This window comes from Polynucleobacter sp. es-MAR-4 (genome assembly GCF_018882055.1).
Taxonomy (GTDB): domain Bacteria; phylum Pseudomonadota; class Gammaproteobacteria; order Burkholderiales; family Burkholderiaceae; genus Polynucleobacter.
Genome location: NZ_JACVPF010000001.1, coordinates 244,632 through 263,172, shown reverse-complemented (window position 1 = coordinate 263,172; position 18,541 = coordinate 244,632). Strand labels below are relative to the sequence as shown.

Here is an 18,541-nt window from a genome sequence, read left to right as displayed (position 1 = left end):
CTTATTCAAAGCGAATGATCAATTGATCAACCGCCAAGCTTTCACCAACATTGGCACAGATTTCGGCAACCACGCCGTCTTGTGCAGCAACGAGTGTGTTTTCCATTTTCATTGCCTCGATAGCAGCCAATTTCTGGCCAGCCGTTACTGCCTCGCCAACTTTTACAGAAATATTGGTCAAAAGGCCAGGCATTGGTGACATCACCAATTTAGAAGTATCTGGTGGAACCTTAACCAGCATGCGACGCTGAAGTTCTGCACCTAATGGGCTCAAGACCATGCACTCGTAGTGGGCACCATCTAAGACTAGAGCGTATTTCACACCCTTACGCTCTACTTGAGCCGTGATCTTATGGGTACCATTGATAGTTGCGTGCAAGCAAAGCTCGCCTGGTCGCCAAGCGCTAACGATGTTGTAGCGACTAACATCGCCACCCTCCTCAATGTAGACAGAGTACACGCCTTCTTTTAGATCAACACGGACAGGGACTTCTTTCATCTCTTCGCTTGATCCAACACGTGATCCAGTAACGACAACAAACTTATTGGCAATTGTCATCTCATGACCGGCTAATTGACCATCGATCATTTGAATATGCTCAAGATAGCGATAGCGCATGAATGCCGCCAAGGCAGCTAAGCGCTTAGGATCAGCTGGCTGAACAGAATCCTTTTTAAAGCCATCCGGATACTCTTCAGCAATAAAGCCGGTGGTGAAGTCGCCGGATACAAAGCGCGGATGCTGCAAAAGCGCTGCCTGGAAAGGAATATTCGAATGAATGCCACGAATCACAAAATCATTCAATGCAGCGCGCATTTTTTCGATAGCTTCCGTACGATCCTTGCCATGTACGATTAACTTGGCAATCATGGAGTCGTAATACATCGGTATCTCGCCACCCTCATATACACCGGTATCTACACGTACACCATCCAACTCTTCTGGTGGACGGTATTTCACTAGACGACCAGTCGATGGCAAGAAGTTGCGGAATGGATCATCCGCATTGATGCGGCACTCCATTGACCAACCATCTAGCTTGATATCTTCTTGTTTAAATGCCAGCTTCTCACCAGCAGCAACGCGAATCATCTGTTCAACCAAATCAAGCCCAGTAATACCCTCGGTAACAGGATGCTCTACTTGCAAGCGGGTATTCATTTCGAGGAAGTAGAAAGATTTATCTTTACCAACTACAAACTCAACGGTACCCGCAGATTGATAGTTCACAGCTTTTGCCAAAGCAACAGCTTGCTCACCCATTGCCTTACGTGTAGCTGGATCAATGAATGGGGATGGAGCTTCTTCAATGACTTTTTGGTGGCGTCGCTGAATAGAGCAATCCCGCTCACCCAAGTAGACAACATTGCCGTGCGAATCACCTAGTACCTGAATCTCGATATGGCGCGGCCCTTCAACAAACTTCTCAATGAAGATACGATCATCACCAAAGCTATTCATCGCCTCTGTTTTACAAGCAGCAAAACCTTCGGCAGCCTCTTTATCATTAAATGCAACACGCAAGCCTTTGCCACCGCCGCCTGCAGACGCCTTAATCATCACCGGGTAACCGATACCTTGGGCAATCTTGACCGCTTCTTCAGTTGTATCAATCGCTTCGTTGTAGCCAGGAATAGTATTAACCTTAGCCTCAAGAGCCAGCTTTTTCGAGGCGATCTTGTCGCCCATAGCCGCAATAGACTGATGCTTTGGTCCAATAAATACAATGCCCTCTTCTTCACAGCGACGTGCAAATTGCTCGTTCTCCGACAAGAAGCCATAACCGGGGTGAACCGCTTCGGCGCCAGTGTCCTTGCAGGCCTGAATGATGCGATCCATTACTAAATAAGATTCGCGTGAAGGTGCTGGCCCGATGCAAATAGCCTCATCAGCCATTTGGACATGGCGCGCCTCTTTGTCCGCTTCTGAATAGACGGCAACTGTCTTGATGCCCATCTTCTTGGCAGTCTTCATCACGCGGCACGCAATCTCACCGCGGTTAGCAATTAAAATTTTCTTAAACATTTTCGTAGTCATAGTTGATCGGCGCCTTAAAGAGGAATATTGCCGTGTTTACGCGGTGGGTTTGTGAGCTCTTTGTCTTTGAGCATTGCCAAAGAACGTGAGATACGCTTGCGTGTCTCATGCGGCAAGATCACATCATCAATGTAGCCACGTCGACCCGCTACAAATGGATTTGCAAACTTCGCTTTGTATTCTGCTTCACGAGCAGCAATTTTTGCCGGGTCAGATTTTTCTTCACGGAAAATAATTTCAACAGCGCCCTTAGGCCCCATTACTGCAATTTCTGCAGAAGGCCAGGCAAAGTTCACATCGCCACGGAGATGTTTGGAAGCCATCACGTCATAGGCACCGCCGTAGGCCTTACGTGTAATCAAGGTTACTTTAGGAACAGTGCAATCCGCATAGGCGTACAACAACTTCGCGCCATGCTTAATAATGCCGCCATATTCTTGCGATGTACCAGGCATAAATCCAGGTACGTCAACCAAAGTCACAACTGGAATATTGAAGGCATCGCAGAAGCGAACAAAACGAGCCGCCTTAATAGATGCCTTGATATCTAAACAGCCTGCTAGCACCAAAGGCTGATTAGCTACGATACCGATGGAGCGACCTTCCATACGTGCAAAACCGATCAATATATTCTTTGCATAATCAGGCTGCAACTCAAAGAACTCACCATCATCAACAATCTTGCCGATCAACTCTTTCATATCGTAAGGTTGATTCGGATTGCTTGGCACCAATGTATCGAGAGAAAAATCAGGCTCTTCAGTGCGTTGCGCACCATTGATGGTTGGTGGCTTTTCGCGGTTTGATAAAGGGAGATAATTAAAGAAGCGACGGAGCATCATGATGGCATCAACATCATTATCAAAAGCCAAATCACATACGCCTGAAATAGTCGAGTGCGTTACTGCTCCACCCAACTCTTCTGCAGTGACATCCTCATGCGTCACCGTCTTAACCACTTCTGGCCCGGTAACAAACATGTAGGAGCTATCTTTCACCATGAAGATGAAATCCGTTAACGCTGGAGAGTAAACAGCACCACCAGCTGATGGCCCCATGATTAAGGATATTTGTGGGATAACGCCAGAGGCAGTGACATTACGCTGGAAAATTTCAGCATAGCCGCCTAATGAGGCAACACCCTCTTGAATACGAGCGCCGCCAGAGTCATTGAGACCAATCACTGGGGCGCCTACTTTAAGGGCTTGATCCATGATCTTGCAAATCTTCTCAGCGTGAGCCTCAGATAAAGAGCCACCCAAGACCGTAAAGTCTTGTGAGAATACAAAAACTAAACGGCCATTAATCATGCCGTAACCAGTAACAACGCCATCGCCTGGGACAGTTTGATCGGCCATGCCAAAGTCATAGCAACGATGCTCAACGAACATATCCCACTCTTCAAAAGTACCGGCATCTAGCAAGAGCTCAATACGCTCGCGAGCCGTTAACTTACCTTTGGAATGTTGAGCAGCAATACGCTTTTGCCCGCCACCTAATCTGGCAAGCTCACGCTTTGCTTCAAGCTGTTGAATGATTTCCTTCATAACTACTCCTTAGAAAAATTCGTGTCCCATTGCTTCGAGTAAACGTCTCGCAGCAACAGAAGCGGCCATGGTTCCTTCATTTACCTCGGCACTCAGGCCAGGCAAAAGTGCTTGTACTGCTGGGTGATTCTGAAATGCGTTCTTAAGGCCTGCATCAATTCGATCCCACATCCAGGAGCCCGCTTGTTGCTTGCGGCGAGACTGTAGCTGGCCATTTGCGTTTTGCAGTTTCTGAAAATGCAGAATTTTTTCCCATAACTCAGGTACGCCATTACCTTCTAGGGCACTTAAGGTCATCACTGTAGGATGCCAATACTCTTGATTGTGGGAAGCGTGATCAGGATTTCCCTGAAAGCCCAATAAACGCAAAGAGCTGGTAATAAATAATTGGGCTCGCATGGCTGTGTCTGGATCGATATCAACCTTGTTGATCACAATCAGATCGGCAATCTCCATGACGCCCTTTTTAATCGCCTGTAAATCATCGCCTGCATTCGGTAACTGCAATAGCAAAAACATATCAGTCATACCCGCAACAGCAATTTCGCTTTGACCTACACCGACGGTTTCGACAATCACAACGTCAAATCCTGCCGCTTCAGCAACCAACATTGCCTCACGTGTTTTTTCGGCTACACCACCTAATGTGCAAGATGAGGGACTTGGACGAATAAACGCGTTATCCAGAACGGATAACTTTTCCATACGCGTCTTATCCCCCAAAATAGATCCGCCAGATAGGCTTGAGGAAGGGTCAATGGCTAAAACAGCGACACGATGACCTTTTTCGATGAGATACAAACCCAGAGTCTCGATGAGGGTGGACTTACCAACGCCGGGTACGCCTGAGATGCCCAAACGGAATGACTTACCAGTCTTTGGCAGCAAGGTATTTAGAACCTCATCGGCTCGCTTACGATGATCCATACGAGTAGACTCAAGCAAGGTAATGATCTTGGCCAAGGCCCTACGCTGCGCCGATGAAGGTGCAGCAGTGAGATCATTCACTAAAGCTTGGTCAACTGCATTGAGCATGCTGATGTCTTCGATCTATGAATTAATCAGGCTTTACAGATTTACGAATCTGCTCAAGTACATCTTTCGCTGATGCTGGAATTGGAGTGCCTGGACCATAAATACCCTTCACACCAGCCTCATACAAGAAGTCGTAGTCTTGCCTTGGAATTACTCCTCCCACGAAAACAATGATGTCGTCAGCGCCCTGCTTTTTCAACTCAGCAATGATGGCTGGCACCAAAGTCTTATGCCCTGCAGCCAAAGTAGAGATTCCTAAAGCATGGACATCATTCTCAATCGCTTGACGAGCGCACTCCTCCGGAGTTTGGAACAAAGGTCCAATATCTACGTCAAAGCCCAAGTCAGCGAAGGCAGTTGCAACCACTTTAGCGCCGCGATCATGACCATCTTGACCAAGCTTGGCGATCATCACGCGTGGGCGGCGACCAAAGTCATTTGCAAAATCAGCAATCTCAACCTTCAATTTTTCCCAGCCTTCTGCTGAGTCATAAGCAGCTGCATACACACCGGTCACCTTTTGAGTATCGGCGCGATGGCGCCCGTAAACTTTTTCTAATGCATCAGAAACTTCGCCAACGGTAGCGCGCAAACGAATCGCCTGCACAGCCAACTCTAATAAGTTGCCGGTGTTTTCTTCTGCAGCCTTAGTTAATGCCACTAATGCGGCTTCGACTTTTTTGGAGTCGCGCTTCGCCTTAATATCTTTTAATCGCGCAACTTGGCTTTCACGAACCTTGTCGTTATCGATCATCAAGACATCAACCAAATCTTCCTTGCCGAGCTTGTATTTATTCACGCCAACAATGACATCGGAGCCGGAATCGATCTTGGCTTGTTTTTCAGCGGCTGCTGCTTCAATCTTCAGCTTAGCCCAACCACTTTCAACAGCCTTAGTCATGCCTCCCATAGCGTCAACTTCTTGAATAATCTCCCAGGCCTTATCAGCCATCTCTTGAGTGAGGTTCTCCATCATGTAAGAACCAGCCCATGGATCAATCACGCTAGTGATGTGGGTTTCTTCTTGCAAGATCAACTGGGTGTTGCGAGCGATACGACTAGAGAATTCGGATGGCAATGCAATCGCTTCATCAAATGAATTCGTATGCAAGGATTGTGTGCCGCCAAATACTGCAGCCATCGCCTCAACCGTTGTTCGCACCACGTTGTTATAGGGATCTTGCTCAGTTAAAGACCAACCCGATGTTTGGCAATGCGTACGCAACATGAGTGACTTTGGATTCTTTGGCTCAAAGGACTTCATGATGCGCCACCACAAAAGGCGTGCAGCACGTAACTTAGCCACTTCCAAATAGAAGTTCATACCAATAGCAAAGAAGAATGAAAGACGACCAGCAAAACCATCAACGTCCAAACCTTTAGCCAAGGCAGTTTTTACATACTCTTTACCATCGGCCAATGTGAAAGCGAGTTCGAGAACTTGGTTCGCGCCAGCCTCTTGCATGTGATAACCCGAGATGGAGATCGAGTTGAACTTCGGCATATGCTTAGCGGTGTATTCAATGATGTCACCGATGATGCGCATGGAAGGCTCTGGTGGATAGATATAAGTATTACGCACCATGAACTCTTTCAGAATGTCATTCTGAATCGTTCCAGATAACAATTCTTGCTTAACGCCCTGCTCTTCACCGGCAACAATGTAACCAGCTAATACTGGCAATACAGCACCGTTCATCGTCATCGAAACAGAAACCTTATCCAATGGAATTCCATCGAACAAAATTTTCATATCCTCAACAGAGTCAATGGCAACACCTGCTTTTCCAACATCACCAGTCACACGCGGATGATCGGAGTCATAGCCACGATGGGTTGCCAAGTCAAAGGCAACAGAAACACCTTGACCGCCTGCATCGAGAGCCTTGCGATAAAACGCATTGGATTCTTCTGCAGTTGAAAAGCCAGCGTATTGACGAATAGTCCATGGACGTACTGAGTACATCGTTGCTTGTGGTCCGCGTACGAAAGGTTCGAAGCCCGGCAAGGAATGGGTGTATTGAAGGCCTTCCGTATCTTCGGCTGTATATAAAGCCTTGAGATGGATTCCATCTGGCGTTTGCCAACCTAATTTATCAACATCACCGTTAGGCGCTGACTTTTGGGCTGATTTTTTCCAGGCATCTAAATTGCTATCCGGCACATTCGGCCATGAAGCAGATGAATTCGACGCTGACTTTTTTTCACTTGTACTCATAAAGCACTCCCGGTTGGCTTTATTACATTGTTACTAAATTTGTAGAGCTATTTTGCTTGACATTTTTTAATTTGTCTAGATACTGTATACATAATTATGAATACAAAACTAATTAATAGACCTTTATATGAAGATGTAGCTGAGCGCCTACGAGAGCAGATCTTCTCCCATGAATTGGCTCCAGGTAGCTGGCTGGACGAGCAAAGCCTTGCCCTAGCCTTTGGTATCTCACGCACACCGATGCGAGAAGCAATCAAGGTTTTAGCATCCGAAGGGCTCGTAACTACCAAGATGAATAAAGGCGCCTATGTGACCGAGGTGGATAGACGGGATTTAGAGCAAATCTTTACCGTCCTCTCCCTACTCGAGGGTCAAGCAGCCAAGGAGACAGCTCTAAAGGCATCGGAAGCCCAACTTACTCAGCTGGATAATCTGCATCACCGCCTAGAAAAGGCAGCTGCAGACCGCGACCTAGAGCAATTCTTTGAAATTAACGTCAAATTTCATGAATTGATACAAGAAATCGCGGGAAATAAATGGATGAATGGCGTGATTGAGGATCTACGTAAGGTGCTCAAGCTTCAAAGACGCGACTCTTTAAGTAGAAGCGGTCGCCTACTGAGTTCTCTTGTTGAGCATCGGGAGATACTCCAGGCCATCCTCAGGAGAGATCCATTGGCCGCAGAGCTGGCCATGCGCAAACATCTTGCCAGGGGCCTGGAAGCCACAAAATAAGCATTCAAGAAGTATCAAACCAAAATGAATAAAGGCTTAGGTGATTAACCTAAGCCTTTTTACTTGTGCCGCTAAATCCGCTGGATTACTTCTTAATGACGAAATTTCCAGGTAATTTAGAGATGTAAGCAGCCATATCTTGCAAATCCGCATCCGTAAATGACTGAACTTGGGAGCCCATCACGGCATTATTACGTCCGTATTGTGCATTGCCATTACCCACTTTGTACGCTTTTAAGGCGTAATAGAGGTAATCAGGGTATTGACCAGCTAGCTTTGGATAGGCTGGCAAAATCGGAGCATTAAGACCAGCACCATGACAAGAGGCGCAATTAGCTTTCTCAACAAGTGCCTGACCTTTATCAGCGTTAGCTGCTTGAGCAACGCCAATACTGGATAACAAAATGGCGGTAATTAGTGCGAATTTCATAAACGTGCCTCTAAATATCACTTCAATGGGTTATTTGGTGAGCTGGCAGTTTGCGCAGCATAGTATTCGCCAAGGTCGGCCATGTCTTGATCAGACAAGCTGGCAGCAATAGAACGCATCGTTGGATGCTTTCTTTCGCCTTTCTTGTAGGCAGCTAAAGCAGTTGAGATATAAGCGGCGTTTTGACCGCCTAGCATCGGCACTCTGTAAACCAAAGGATAGTCAGCACGGTAGTCAGGGATGGAATGGCAACCAACGCAAAGCCAAACCTTGCCTTGTCCAGCCTGAGCGGAACCTTTGACATCCTGAGCTTGGGCTGAAAATCCAGCAAAAGCCAAACCTGCGCAGAGGGTCAATTGGGAAAGAATGAGGTGTTTTTTCATAGAAATCATCATTAACGAGTTTGATTTAGATCAATTTGGAAAGAGTATAGCGGAGACAGACCGCTACACCCCGTTTCAGACCCTTAAATTAGTGAAAACACTGAAAATAAGCCCCCTTTTACCTATACTTGAACGCTATTTCAGACAAATTGAATGCCCCAACGATGACAAAGACCAAAACCCGCTTTGATGGCTCCCAAAGTTATGTAGCAACGGATGACTTGAAATTGGCTGTGAATGCAGCAATGCAACTTCAACGCCCTCTATTAATTAAAGGCGAGCCAGGAACGGGCAAGACCATGTTGGCCGAGGAAGTAGCTGCAGCCTTAAAGATGCCCCTCATGCAATGGCATATCAAATCAACGACCAAAGCACAACAAGGTCTATATGAATACGATGCCGTTAGCCGCCTGAGAGATTCTCAACTCGGCGATGAAAAAGTAAATGACATACGCAACTACATTGTCAAAGGCGTTCTTTGGCAAGCATTTGAAGCGGATGAACCTGTTGTTCTCTTGATCGATGAGATTGATAAAGCGGATATCGAGTTTCCGAATGATCTTCTGCGAGAAATTGATCGCATGGAATTCTACGTATACGAAACAAGAGAGCTCATTAAGGCTAAGCACCGCCCTCTTGTCATCATTACCTCAAATAATGAAAAAGAATTGCCGGATGCATTTTTACGGCGCTGCTTTTTTCATTACATCTCATTTCCGGATGCTGGAACCATGCAAAGCATTGTGGACGTACATCACCCCAATATCAAACAAGAGTTACTGGATGCAGCCCTTAAATCTTTTTATCAAATCAGATCCCTACCGGGTTTGAAAAAGAAACCCTCTACTTCTGAGTTAATTGATTGGTTAAAACTATTGCTGTCTGAAGATATTCCTGCTGAGGCGCTTTATAGCAATGAAGACAAGATTGCGATTCCACCGCTACATGGCGCACTTCTGAAGAATGAACAAGATATTCATTTATTTGAACGCTTAGTGATGATGAACCGAAATCACCGCTGATCTTTTATACGGCACCAGCTGAATCATGTTGATTCAATTTTTTCTCAAACTCAAAGAGGCTAAGGTGCCGGTTTCTGTTCGAGAATTTTTAACTCTATTGGAGGCTTTAAAGGCAGGCGTCATAGAGCCTTCGATTGATGAGTTTTATCAGTTAGCACGCATGACCTTGGTGAAGGATGAGCAACACTTTGATCGCTTTGATCAAGTCTTTGGCTCTTACTTCAATGGCGTAGAGCAAATCATGGCCTTAGCCCCAGACATTCCGCTGGACTGGCTTGAGAAAAAGTTACAGCGCTTATTAACTGAAGAAGAAAAAGCAGCACTCAAAAAATTGGGCGGGCCTGAAGCCTTACAAAAGCGCCTTCAAGAATTGATGAAGGAGCAAAAAGAATGGCATGGCGGTGGTAATAAATGGATTGGCGCTGGAGGCTCCTCTCCTTTTGGTCATAGCGGCTATCACCCCGAGGGTATTCGTATTGGTGGCGAGAGCGCAGGCAATCGAACCGCCATCAAAGTTTGGGAAGCGCGGGAGTTTAAGGACTACGACAGCGATCTCAGCCTGGGAACCCGAAATATTAAAATGGCACTGCGTCGCTTGCGTAGATTTGCTAGAGAAGGCTCCACTCTTGAATTAGATCTCGATAAGACCATTCATTCAACCGCCGCAAATGCTGGCATGCTCGACATTCAAATGCGACCCGAGCGCCATAACCAAGTCAAAGTATTGTTGTTAATGGATGTTGGGGGATCTATGGATGATCATATTCAACGCATCTCTGAATTATTTACTGCTGTCAAAACAGAATTCAAACACCTGGAGTATTACTATTTTCATAACTGCGTCTATGAGCATTTATGGCAAAGTAATCGCCGCAGACGCGATCAAGTTACCGCAACCCAAGACGTCATCAACAAATATGGTCCCGACTACAAACTCATTTTTATTGGCGATGCCACTATGTCTCCCTATGAAATTCTGAGCCCGAATGGATCGGTGGAATATAACAATCGAGAAACTGGTGCAGCGTGGATCAATCGTCTGATTGACCACTTCCCCCACTTTGCCTGGCTCAATCCAGAGCCTGAATCAGTCTGGCAGTATCGACAGTCGATCGACATTATGAAGGGCCTAATGAAGGATCGCATGTATCCCGTGACATTAAATGGCCTTGAGAATGCCATGCGTCAGTTATCAAAGTAATACACTTAACGTTATTTATTATCGTTACCACTTCATTTTTATTTGATTGAACTCATATGACAAATCACATTAGCGACCGCCTCAAAACTCTTGGTATCGATTTACCACCACCCGGACCCCCTGCCGCTGCTTATGTCATGGCAGCGACCACCGGTAATACTGTTTTTCTATCAGGCCATATTGCGAAGAAAGATGGCAAGCCATGGGTCGGCAAGCTAGGCTTAGATATGGATACAGATACTGGCAAAGCAGCTGCTAAGTCTATTGCGATTGATTTGATTTCTACCTTACAAAATCACTTGGGATCACTGGATAAAGTGAAGCGCATTGTGAAAGTAATGGGCTTGGTGAATTCCACCTCTGAATTTACTGAGCAACACTTGGTTGTTAATGGCTGCTCAGAACTGCTTTTTGAAGTGTTTGGTGATGCAGGTAAGCATGCTCGTAGTGCATTTGGTGTGGCGCAGATTCCTTTGGGTGCCTGCGTTGAAATCGAGTTAATTGCAGAAATCTAAGTTCAAAAAAATCCCGACTACCTCTAGTGTCGGGATTCTCCTATTAAGACTATAAGCTCTATAAGCTTTACAAGCTTTTAGGGCAAAGAAACTAGTTTGCCTTGAGTTTTCCGTCTTTTAGTCTTGGCTCTACAAAGTGGCCCTTACGAGCACGATTACCTGCAAAAGACTTCAAGGTTTTTGCATCAAGACTCAATTCCGTTGGCTTACCTGCGCGTCCAGCACCCGAATAGGTCGCGCCATCAGGTCCAACTGCAATTGCGGAAGCCAGCTTCTCTTTATCGTCTAAGCCCATCAGGATCACGCCTTTACCGCCTGTAGGTAAACGCTTGAGCTCATCTAGCGGGAATACCAATAACTTAGAGCTCTCAGATAAGCAGGCTACTTGCTTCATGCCTGCAGTGACCTTAGCCGCACCAAGAGGAGCATCACCACCCGGGAATTTGCTATCAATACCAACAAATGATTTACCAGCCTTATTCCGGGTAGTCATATCGGCTACGTTCGCAAGGAAGCCGTTACCCGATCTAGTAGAAATGAGTACTAAATCATCAGACTGGCCTGCATAGTAGGCAACCATCTGCGATCCAGCAGCCAAATTCACAAAGCTCGTTAATGGTGAGCCATCGCCACGAGCTCCTGGCAATTCACTCACAGGAACGGTGTAGACGCGACCATCACTACCGAAGCCTTGCATGACATCCACCGTGCGACACTCAAATGTGCCATAGAGGGCATCGCCTGCTTTAAAGCCAAACTGGGTTGCATCATGCTCATGACCTTGGCGTACACGCACCCAGCCTTTTTGAGACACGATGACTGTTACTGGCTCATCCAATACTTTGGTTTCGGCAACAGCGCGCTTATCTTCCTGAATCAAGGTACGACGATCATCACCAAAATCCTTCATATCGGATTCAATTTCTTTGATGATGCGCTTACGGAGAACGCTATCGCTCTGTAACAAACCTTCAAGGTCGTCGCGCTCAGACTTGAGCTCTTTTAACTCTTGCTCAATCTTGATGCCTTCGAGTCTAGCCAACTGGCGCAAACGGATATCCAAGATATCTTCTGCTTGACGATCGCTGAGCTTAAATTCTTTAATCAGGTCAGCCTTAGGCTCATCGCTATTGCGAATGATCTTAATGACCTTATCAATATTCAAAAGAACGATTAGACGCCCTTCCAAAATATGCATACGGTCGTTAACCTTACCCAAGCGGTGCTGAGTACGACGTGTAACAGTGCCGACTCGGAAAGAAATCCACTCAGCAATAATCTCTTTGAGACCTTTTTGACGCGGACGACCATCAGTGCCAATCATCACCAAGTTCATTGGTGCATTGGATTCCAAGGATGTATGGGCCAACAATAAGTTCGCAAACTCATTGACATCAATATTTTTGCTCTTTGGCTCAAATACCAAACGTACAGCCGCATCTTTGCTTGACTCATCTCGAACACCATCAAGTACATTCAAGATGGTGGATTTGAGATTGTTCTGCTCAGGGGTTAGGGTCTTCTTACCAACCTTAACCTTCGGATTAGTGATCTCTTCAATCTCTTGCAGTACGCGTTGTGATGAGGTGGATGGTGGCAACTCATTGACCACAATCTGCCACTGTCCGCGAGCCAATTCTTCGATAGACCAGCGGGCACGTACTTTAAGACTGCCGCGACCTGCTTCATAAATCTGCGCAATCTCTGCTGGAGAAGAAATAATTTGACCGCCACCTGGATAGTCAGGGCCGGGCATGATCTCTAACAACTCGGAAGTACTCATTTTTGGAGACTTCATCAAAGCAATAGCTGCGCTAGCTACTTCACGTAAGTTATGCGATGGAATCTCCGTCGCCATACCAACAGCAATACCAGAGGCGCCATTCAAGAGAACAAATGGCAAGCGTGCTGGCAATAACTTAGGCTCTTGGAAAGATCCGTCGTAGTTCGGCGCAAAATCAACCGTACCCTCATCAATCTCACTCAGTAATAGACCGGCAATTTTAGTTAAACGTGCTTCCGTGTAACGCATTGCCGCTGCGCCATCACCATCGCGTGAGCCAAAGTTACCTTGACCATCAATCAATGGGTAACGTAATGAGAAGCTCTGGGCAAGACGTACTAATGCGTCATAAGCAGATTGGTCGCCGTGCGGATGAAACTTACCCAATACGTCACCGACAACACGAGCACTCTTCACCGGCTTAGCATCAGCGCGTAAACCCATCTCGCTCATCGAGAAGAGGATACGGCGTTGAACCGGCTTTTGACCATCAGACACGTCGGGCAATGCACGACCTTTAACTACACTAATGGCGTAGTCAAGGTAAGCACGTTCTGCATAGACTGCCAGCGTTAGGCTGTCTTTGTCATCCTCATTGAGCTCAACAATTTTTGGATCATGCGGATCCTTAGGGCCACCTGCTTGAGCAGCAATAGGCTCATCCACTTCAACGATATTCATTTCAATTGGTTCACCAGCAAACAAGTCTGCTTGATCATCTGAGCCAGTACCGCCTGGGGTTTTTTTAGTTGCCATTAGATATCCGCCTCTACTTCGTTACCGCGCTCTTCTAGCCAATCACGACGCGCCCCGGATTCGGATTTACCCATCAACATATCCATTGTTTTAATCGTTTCATCTTCTGTCCATGTGCCCAAGGTCACCGGTAAAAGGCGACGGGTATCTGGATTCAAAGTGGTATCCCACAATTGCTCAGCGCTCATCTCGCCCAAACCTTTGAAGCGAGAAATCTGCCAAGCAGTTTCTTTAACGCCATCCTTGCGTAATTTGTCTTCAATGGCTTGCAGTTCATTTGCATCAAGTGCATAAATCTTTTGCGCTGGCTTTTTGCCACGTGCTGGTGCATCCACCCTAAATAAAGGTGGCCTAGAAATATGTACATGACCCAACTCAATCAGTTTCGGGAAATGTTTATAGAACAATGTGAGTAGCAGTACCTGAATATGTGCACCATCCACGTCCGCATCTGAGAGGATGCAAACCTTGCCATAACGTAGGTTTGATAAATCAGGGCTGTCATTAGCCCCGTGCGGATCAACCCCAATAGCAACTGCAATGTCATGCACTTCGTTGTTTGCAAACAAGCGATCGCGCTCCGCTTCCCAGGTGTTGAGAACCTTACCGCGCAAAGGCAGAATCGCTTGATATTCCTTATTGCGACCCATCTTGGCTGAACCACCTGCGGAGTCACCCTCAACGAGGAAGATTTCATTCAGGCCAATGTCTTGGCTCTCACAATCAGTGAGCTTTCCTGGAAGAACTGCTACGCCAGAAGATTTTTTCTTCTCCACCTTTTGACCAGCGCGGGTTCGCGCTTGAGCCTGTTTAATCACTAAGTCCGCTAATTTGCGACCGTAATCTACGTGCTCGTTAAGCCAAAGCTCCAGTGCAGATTTAGCGTAACCAGAAACTAAACGTACTGCATCTCTGGAGTTCAAACGTTCTTTAATTTGTCCCTGGAATTGCGGATCCAATACTTTGGCAGACAAAATAAATGAGGCACGTGCAAATACATCCTCAGGCATGAGCTTCACGCCTTTTGGTTGCAAAGCATGCATTTCGATAAAACCTTTGACAGCGTTAAAGAGGCCCTCACGCAAGCCGCTCTCATGGGTACCGCCTGCTGGAGTCGGAATTAAGTTGACGTAACTCTCACGTACTGGCGGGCCATCTTCGGTCCAGGTTACGACCCAGGCCGCGCCCTCACCTTCAGCAAAAGAATCATCATCACCATTACCAGTGGCATATTGCTCACCCTCAAATGGTGGAATCACTTCTGCGCCATGGCCTGCTTGAGCCATCGCTTCATTTAAATAGCCGCGTAATCCTTGGGCATATTGCCAAGTTTGACTCTCGCCAGACTTTTCTTGAATCAGAGTAACTTTGACTCCAGGAAGCAGAACCGCCTTAGAGCGCAATAAACGAATGAGTTCAGGCATCGGGATAGCGGCACTATCAAAGTACTTACCATCCGGCCATGCGCGTACACGGGTACCGTGCGATTTATCTTCTTTACCAGCAGCGCTAGTTTTTAACTTCTCAATTACCTTGCCATCTGCAAAGGTCAAGGTAGAAATTTGGCCTTCACGCCAGACAGTGACTTCAAGACGCTTAGATAAGGCATTGGTAACGGAAACACCGACACCGTGCAAACCACCAGAGAAAGCGTAGGCGCCACCAGTGCCTTTTTCAAACTTACCGCCAGCATGGAGTTGGGTAAAAACGATTTCTACTACCGGCAACTTCTCGGTGGGATGCATTCCAACCGGAATTCCACGACCGTCATCCTCAACGCTCACACTGCTATCGGTATGTAAAGTGACGATGATTTGCTTACCGAATCCACCCAAAGCCTCATCAGAAGCGTTATCGAGCACCTCTTGGATGATGTGCAAAGGATTGTCGGTGCGGGTGTACATTCCCGGCCGCTGACGGACGGGTTCGAGTCCTTTTAGGACCTGAATCGATGATTCGCTGTATTCGGATGTTTTACGGGTAGCCATGCGCGCAAATTGTAGTCATGTCTGAAGTAAAACCTCAATTTTCCTGAATTACCCCTATATTCATGCCAAAATTAGCGGATGGGAGCCTTAAGTCATATTCGCGTTTTAGACCTCAGCCGTGTTCTTGCCGGCCCGTGGTGCGCACAAAACCTCGCCGATCTCGGTGCAGACGTCATTAAAGTTGAGCGTCCAGGCGCTGGGGACGATACCCGGCATTGGGGTCCTCCCTTTGTGAAGGATGCGCAGGGTAATGACACAGCCGAAACTGCCTATTTCATCTGTATTAATCGCAATAAACGCTCCATTACGGTAGATATCAGCAAGCCTGAAGGGCAAGAAATCATTCGCCAGCTCGCAAAAGACTCTGACGTGGTCATTGAAAACTACAAGGTCGGGGATCTAGCTAAGTACGGTCTGGATTATGAAAGCCTTAAAAAGGTCAAATCTGATCTGATTTATTGCTCGATTACGGGATTTGGCCAAAATGGCCCCTATGCTCAACGTCCTGGATATGACTTCATCATCCAGGGAATGGGTGGTTTTATGAGTGTTACGGGAGAGGCAGATGACTTTCCAGGCGCTAGCCCACAAAAGGCTGGGGTAGCGATTGCCGATATTTTTACTGGTATGTACGCTAGCACTGCCATCTTGGCTGCCGTAGTCCACCGCGATCAGACAGGACAGGGTCAATACATCGATATGGCCCTGTTAGATACGCAAATTGCAGTCATGGCCAATGTCTCTAGCGCCTATTTATGCTCCGATAAGGTGCCACGTCGCTGGGGCAATGCCTCCCCCATCATCGTTCCCTATCAAACCTTCCCAACCTCAGACGGCTGGATGATTGTGGCCGTTGGCAATGATGGCCAATTCAAGCAATTTGTTACCGCTGGTGGCGAGGCCCATTTGGCAGAAAACCCTCTATATATCAATAACCCGCTCCGGGTTGAGAATCGTAAGTCATTGATTTCATTATTGGAAGTCATGACTCGCCGCAAAACCAAAGCCGAATGGATCAGCCTATTAGAGGCAGCAAAGGTGCCCTGCGGCCCTATTAATAACTTCGAAGAAGTATTTGATAACGAGCAGGTGAAGGCCCGTGGCGTCCAAATTAACGTTCCGCACCCCACTGCAGGCAATATGAAGCTCGTTGGCAGCCCTATGCGTCTGTCAGAGACACCTGTGGAAGTGCGCATGGCGCCTCCTACATTGGGTCAGCATACGGATGAGATTCTGCGAGAGCGCCTCAATCTGGGTCCCCAGGCGATTGCAGCCCTCCAAGACAAAGGCATTATCTAAATCCAATGTCATTAAGCCATTCAAACCAAAAGTTATCACTTGTACAAGTGCTGATTTTTGGCGGGTTGATGGTGACCTTTTCCATGGGCATACGCCATGGTTTTGGCTTATTCAACCTCCCCATTACTTCGGCTAATGGCTGGGGGCGTGAAACCTTCGCCCTCACTATTGCGCTACAGAATTTAATTTGGGGTGCAGTTCAGCCGATCACTGGCGCTTTAGCTGATCGTTACGGCGCATTCAAAATCATGATCGCTGGTGGCGCTCTTTATGCACTCGGTTTGGCCGGCATGGCGGTCTCCACAGATGCGCTGAACTTTTCATTGGCCGGTGGGTTGCTAATTGGACTTGCACAAACTGCAACAACCTATAGCGTGATCTATGGAATTTTGGGTCGCAACGTTCCTGCAGAAAAACGGGTGTGGGCAATGGGCATTGCTGCAGCAGCAGGATCATTTGGACAGTTCTTAATGATTCCGGTTGAGCAAGGTTTGCTGAGCAGCTTTGGCGCTAATGATGCGCTACTCATGCTGGCGCTCATGGCTAGTCTCATGATTCCAATTGCATTCATGTTGCGCGAACCTAATGCAAACAATTTGCAGCAAGCGAGCGATCAAACAATTAAACAGGCATTAAAAGAAGCAATCGGTAACCCCAGTTTTAAATTGCTCACTCTGGGCTATTTTGTGTGTGGATTTCAGGTGGTGTTTATCGCCGTTCATTTAGCGCCCTACCTCAAAGATTTATCCAAGATCTATCCCGATGTTGGTGCACCTGCAGTTGCAACAACTGCGCTAGCCTTAATTGGGCTATTTAATATCTTTGGCACCTACAGCGCCGGAATACTAGGTCAACGCTTTCCCAAACGTTACCTGTTATCAGGTATCTACATCCTCAGGTCTGTTGCCATCATGTCTTTTGTATGGCTACCCCTGAGCCCCGCCTCTACCTATATCTTTGCTGCCATCATGGGTTTCCTGTGGCTATCTACCATCCCCTTGACCAATGCCATCGTGGCACAGATCTTTGGTGTTAAATACCTCACCATGCTCTCCGGCCTGGTGTTCTTCTCACATCAACTGGGAAGCTTCTGCGGCGCGTATTTTGGGGGCTACTTGTTTGATCGCACCGGCTCCTATTTAATTGTCTGGAATATTGCGATTGCACTGGGTGTATTTGCATTCTTGGTCAACTTACCAGTAAAAGAGCGTGCGATTCATCGTGTTGCTACCGTATAAGTTTTACAGATGAAAATATCTTTCCCCCGCTTATTGACACTCTCCCTATCAGTAATAATCTTGGGGATAATTTTTTCCGCCTACTTTGCTCCTGACGTGATGGTGGCAATCACCAATTCGGTATGGGCGATGTGTGGCTGGTAATCAGTGGATAATGCTTCACGCCCCTAACATCTTTTTTCAAATTCGTTTTTTATTTTTAATCTCGCCGTAGCACAATGGATAGTGCACATGCCTCCTAAGCGTGGGATACAGGTTCGATTCCTGTCGGCGGGACCACTTCAAAATATAAAACTTATCCACAGGCTTTGTGGATAAATACCGAAAAGTTTTCGTAAGTCGTAGATTTGTAT

The 18,541-nt window shown here is 46.8% G+C and carries 14 protein-coding genes and 1 tRNA gene; 7 read left to right on the top strand and 8 right to left on the bottom strand.

Annotated features, from left to right (window positions below):
* Position 1 precedes the first annotated feature (1 nt).
* Genes accC through scpA form a run of 4 tightly spaced genes read right to left on the bottom strand, consistent with a single transcriptional unit; the run spans position 2 to position 6,838 of the window.
* Entirely contained in the window at positions 2–2,026 is a 2,025-nt protein-coding gene (accC, locus tag ICN16_RS01280; protein WP_216133243.1) for an acetyl-CoA carboxylase biotin carboxylase subunit, read from the bottom strand.
* 26 nt (positions 2,027–2,052) lie between these two features.
* On the bottom strand, positions 2,053–3,585 hold the full coding sequence (locus ICN16_RS01275) for an acyl-CoA carboxylase subunit beta (protein WP_216133242.1): 1,533 nt from the start codon (positions 3,583–3,585) through the stop codon (positions 2,053–2,055).
* Positions 3,586–3,594: 9 nt separating this feature from the next.
* Positions 3,595–4,620, bottom strand: a complete 1,026-nt coding sequence (meaB, locus tag ICN16_RS01270; protein ID WP_216133241.1) for a methylmalonyl Co-A mutase-associated GTPase MeaB — start codon at positions 4,618–4,620, stop codon at positions 3,595–3,597.
* A 22-nt stretch (positions 4,621–4,642) separates the two neighbouring features.
* Positions 4,643–6,838: a methylmalonyl-CoA mutase gene (gene scpA, locus ICN16_RS01265; RefSeq protein WP_216861856.1), complete on the bottom strand. Its 2,196-nt coding sequence runs from the start codon at positions 6,836–6,838 to the stop codon at positions 4,643–4,645.
* 96 nt (positions 6,839–6,934) lie between these two features.
* On the opposite strand from scpA, the gene ICN16_RS01260 reads away from it, so the two are divergent.
* Positions 6,935–7,573: a GntR family transcriptional regulator gene (locus tag ICN16_RS01260; protein WP_216133240.1), complete on the top strand. Its 639-nt coding sequence runs from the start codon at positions 6,935–6,937 to the stop codon at positions 7,571–7,573.
* Between the two features lie 85 nt (positions 7,574–7,658).
* Here the strand turns inward: ICN16_RS01260 and ICN16_RS01255 are convergent, their stop codons facing one another.
* Both ICN16_RS01255 and ICN16_RS01250 read right to left on the bottom strand, forming a co-directional pair.
* Positions 7,659–8,003 (bottom strand): cytochrome c, encoded by a 345-nt coding sequence (locus ICN16_RS01255; RefSeq protein WP_216133239.1) that lies wholly within the window; start codon positions 8,001–8,003, stop codon positions 7,659–7,661.
* Between the two features lie 17 nt (positions 8,004–8,020).
* Entirely contained in the window at positions 8,021–8,386 is a 366-nt protein-coding gene (locus ICN16_RS01250; RefSeq protein WP_216135560.1) for a cytochrome c, read from the bottom strand.
* A 164-nt stretch (positions 8,387–8,550) separates the two neighbouring features.
* Between ICN16_RS01250 and ICN16_RS01245 the strand changes: the two genes are divergently transcribed.
* From ICN16_RS01245 to ICN16_RS01235, 3 genes are read left to right on the top strand one after another with little or no spacing between them, the layout of a single operon-like run.
* On the top strand, positions 8,551–9,408 hold the full coding sequence (locus ICN16_RS01245) for a MoxR family ATPase (RefSeq protein WP_216133238.1): 858 nt from the start codon (positions 8,551–8,553) through the stop codon (positions 9,406–9,408).
* Positions 9,409–9,433: 25 nt separating this feature from the next.
* Positions 9,434–10,609, top strand: a complete 1,176-nt coding sequence (locus tag ICN16_RS01240; RefSeq protein ID WP_216133237.1) for a VWA domain-containing protein — start codon at positions 9,434–9,436, stop codon at positions 10,607–10,609.
* Positions 10,610–10,665: 56 nt separating this feature from the next.
* Positions 10,666–11,124: a RidA family protein gene (locus ICN16_RS01235; RefSeq protein ID WP_216133236.1), complete on the top strand. Its 459-nt coding sequence runs from the start codon at positions 10,666–10,668 to the stop codon at positions 11,122–11,124.
* A 91-nt stretch (positions 11,125–11,215) separates the two neighbouring features.
* On the opposite strand, the gene parC is transcribed toward ICN16_RS01235, so the two are convergent.
* Together parC and ICN16_RS01225 are read right to left on the bottom strand one after the other, a co-directional pair.
* The gene (gene parC / locus ICN16_RS01230) at positions 11,216–13,588 is read right to left on the bottom strand and encodes a DNA topoisomerase IV subunit A (protein WP_216861878.1); all 2,373 of its coding nucleotides are present in this window, start codon (positions 13,586–13,588) and stop codon (positions 11,216–11,218) included.
* A gap of 74 nt (positions 13,589–13,662) precedes the next feature.
* A complete protein-coding gene (locus tag ICN16_RS01225) occupies positions 13,663–15,651 on the bottom strand; it encodes a DNA topoisomerase IV subunit B (protein ID WP_216133235.1) in 1,989 nt (662 codons plus the stop codon).
* Between the two features lie 78 nt (positions 15,652–15,729).
* Here ICN16_RS01225 and ICN16_RS01220 point away from each other — a divergent pair, with 78 nt between their 5' ends.
* From ICN16_RS01220 to ICN16_RS01210, 3 genes are all read left to right on the top strand, one after another.
* The gene (locus tag ICN16_RS01220) at positions 15,730–16,950 is read left to right on the top strand and encodes a CaiB/BaiF CoA-transferase family protein (protein WP_216133234.1); all 1,221 of its coding nucleotides are present in this window, start codon (positions 15,730–15,732) and stop codon (positions 16,948–16,950) included.
* A 68-nt stretch (positions 16,951–17,018) separates the two neighbouring features.
* Positions 17,019–18,188 (top strand): MFS transporter, encoded by a 1,170-nt coding sequence (locus ICN16_RS01215; protein ID WP_370625592.1) that lies wholly within the window; start codon positions 17,019–17,021, stop codon positions 18,186–18,188.
* 204 nt (positions 18,189–18,392) lie between these two features.
* Positions 18,393–18,467, top strand: a tRNA-Arg gene (locus ICN16_RS01210).
* Positions 18,468–18,541 lie beyond the last annotated feature (74 nt).

What these genes read in the sequence shown, in the direction of transcription:
- accC (WP_216133243.1), bottom strand. Translation starts at nt 2,026, where the DNA reads ATGTTTAAGAAAATTTTAATTGCTAACCGCGGTGAGATTGCGTGCCGC.
- ICN16_RS01275 (WP_216133242.1), bottom strand. Translation starts at nt 3,585, where the DNA reads ATGAAGGAAATCATTCAACAGCTTGAAGCAAAGCGTGAGCTTGCCAGA.
- meaB (WP_216133241.1), bottom strand. Translation starts at nt 4,620, where the DNA reads ATGCTCAATGCAGTTGACCAAGCTTTAGTGAATGATCTCACTGCTGCA.
- scpA (WP_216861856.1), bottom strand. Translation starts at nt 6,838, where the DNA reads ATGAGTACAAGTGAAAAAAAGTCAGCGTCGAATTCATCTGCTTCATGG.
- ICN16_RS01260 (WP_216133240.1), top strand. Translation starts at nt 6,935, where the DNA reads ATGAATACAAAACTAATTAATAGACCTTTATATGAAGATGTAGCTGAG.
- ICN16_RS01255 (WP_216133239.1), bottom strand. Translation starts at nt 8,003, where the DNA reads ATGAAATTCGCACTAATTACCGCCATTTTGTTATCCAGTATTGGCGTT.
- ICN16_RS01250 (WP_216135560.1), bottom strand. Translation starts at nt 8,386, where the DNA reads ATGAAAAAACACCTCATTCTTTCCCAATTGACCCTCTGCGCAGGTTTG.
- ICN16_RS01245 (WP_216133238.1), top strand. Translation starts at nt 8,551, where the DNA reads ATGACAAAGACCAAAACCCGCTTTGATGGCTCCCAAAGTTATGTAGCA.
- ICN16_RS01240 (WP_216133237.1), top strand. Translation starts at nt 9,434, where the DNA reads ATGTTGATTCAATTTTTTCTCAAACTCAAAGAGGCTAAGGTGCCGGTT.
- ICN16_RS01235 (WP_216133236.1), top strand. Translation starts at nt 10,666, where the DNA reads ATGACAAATCACATTAGCGACCGCCTCAAAACTCTTGGTATCGATTTA.
- parC (WP_216861878.1), bottom strand. Translation starts at nt 13,588, where the DNA reads ATGAATATCGTTGAAGTGGATGAGCCTATTGCTGCTCAAGCAGGTGGC.
- ICN16_RS01225 (WP_216133235.1), bottom strand. Translation starts at nt 15,651, where the DNA reads ATGGCTACCCGTAAAACATCCGAATACAGCGAATCATCGATTCAGGTC.
- ICN16_RS01220 (WP_216133234.1), top strand. Translation starts at nt 15,730, where the DNA reads ATGGGAGCCTTAAGTCATATTCGCGTTTTAGACCTCAGCCGTGTTCTT.
- ICN16_RS01215 (WP_370625592.1), top strand. Translation starts at nt 17,019, where the DNA reads ATGGTGACCTTTTCCATGGGCATACGCCATGGTTTTGGCTTATTCAAC.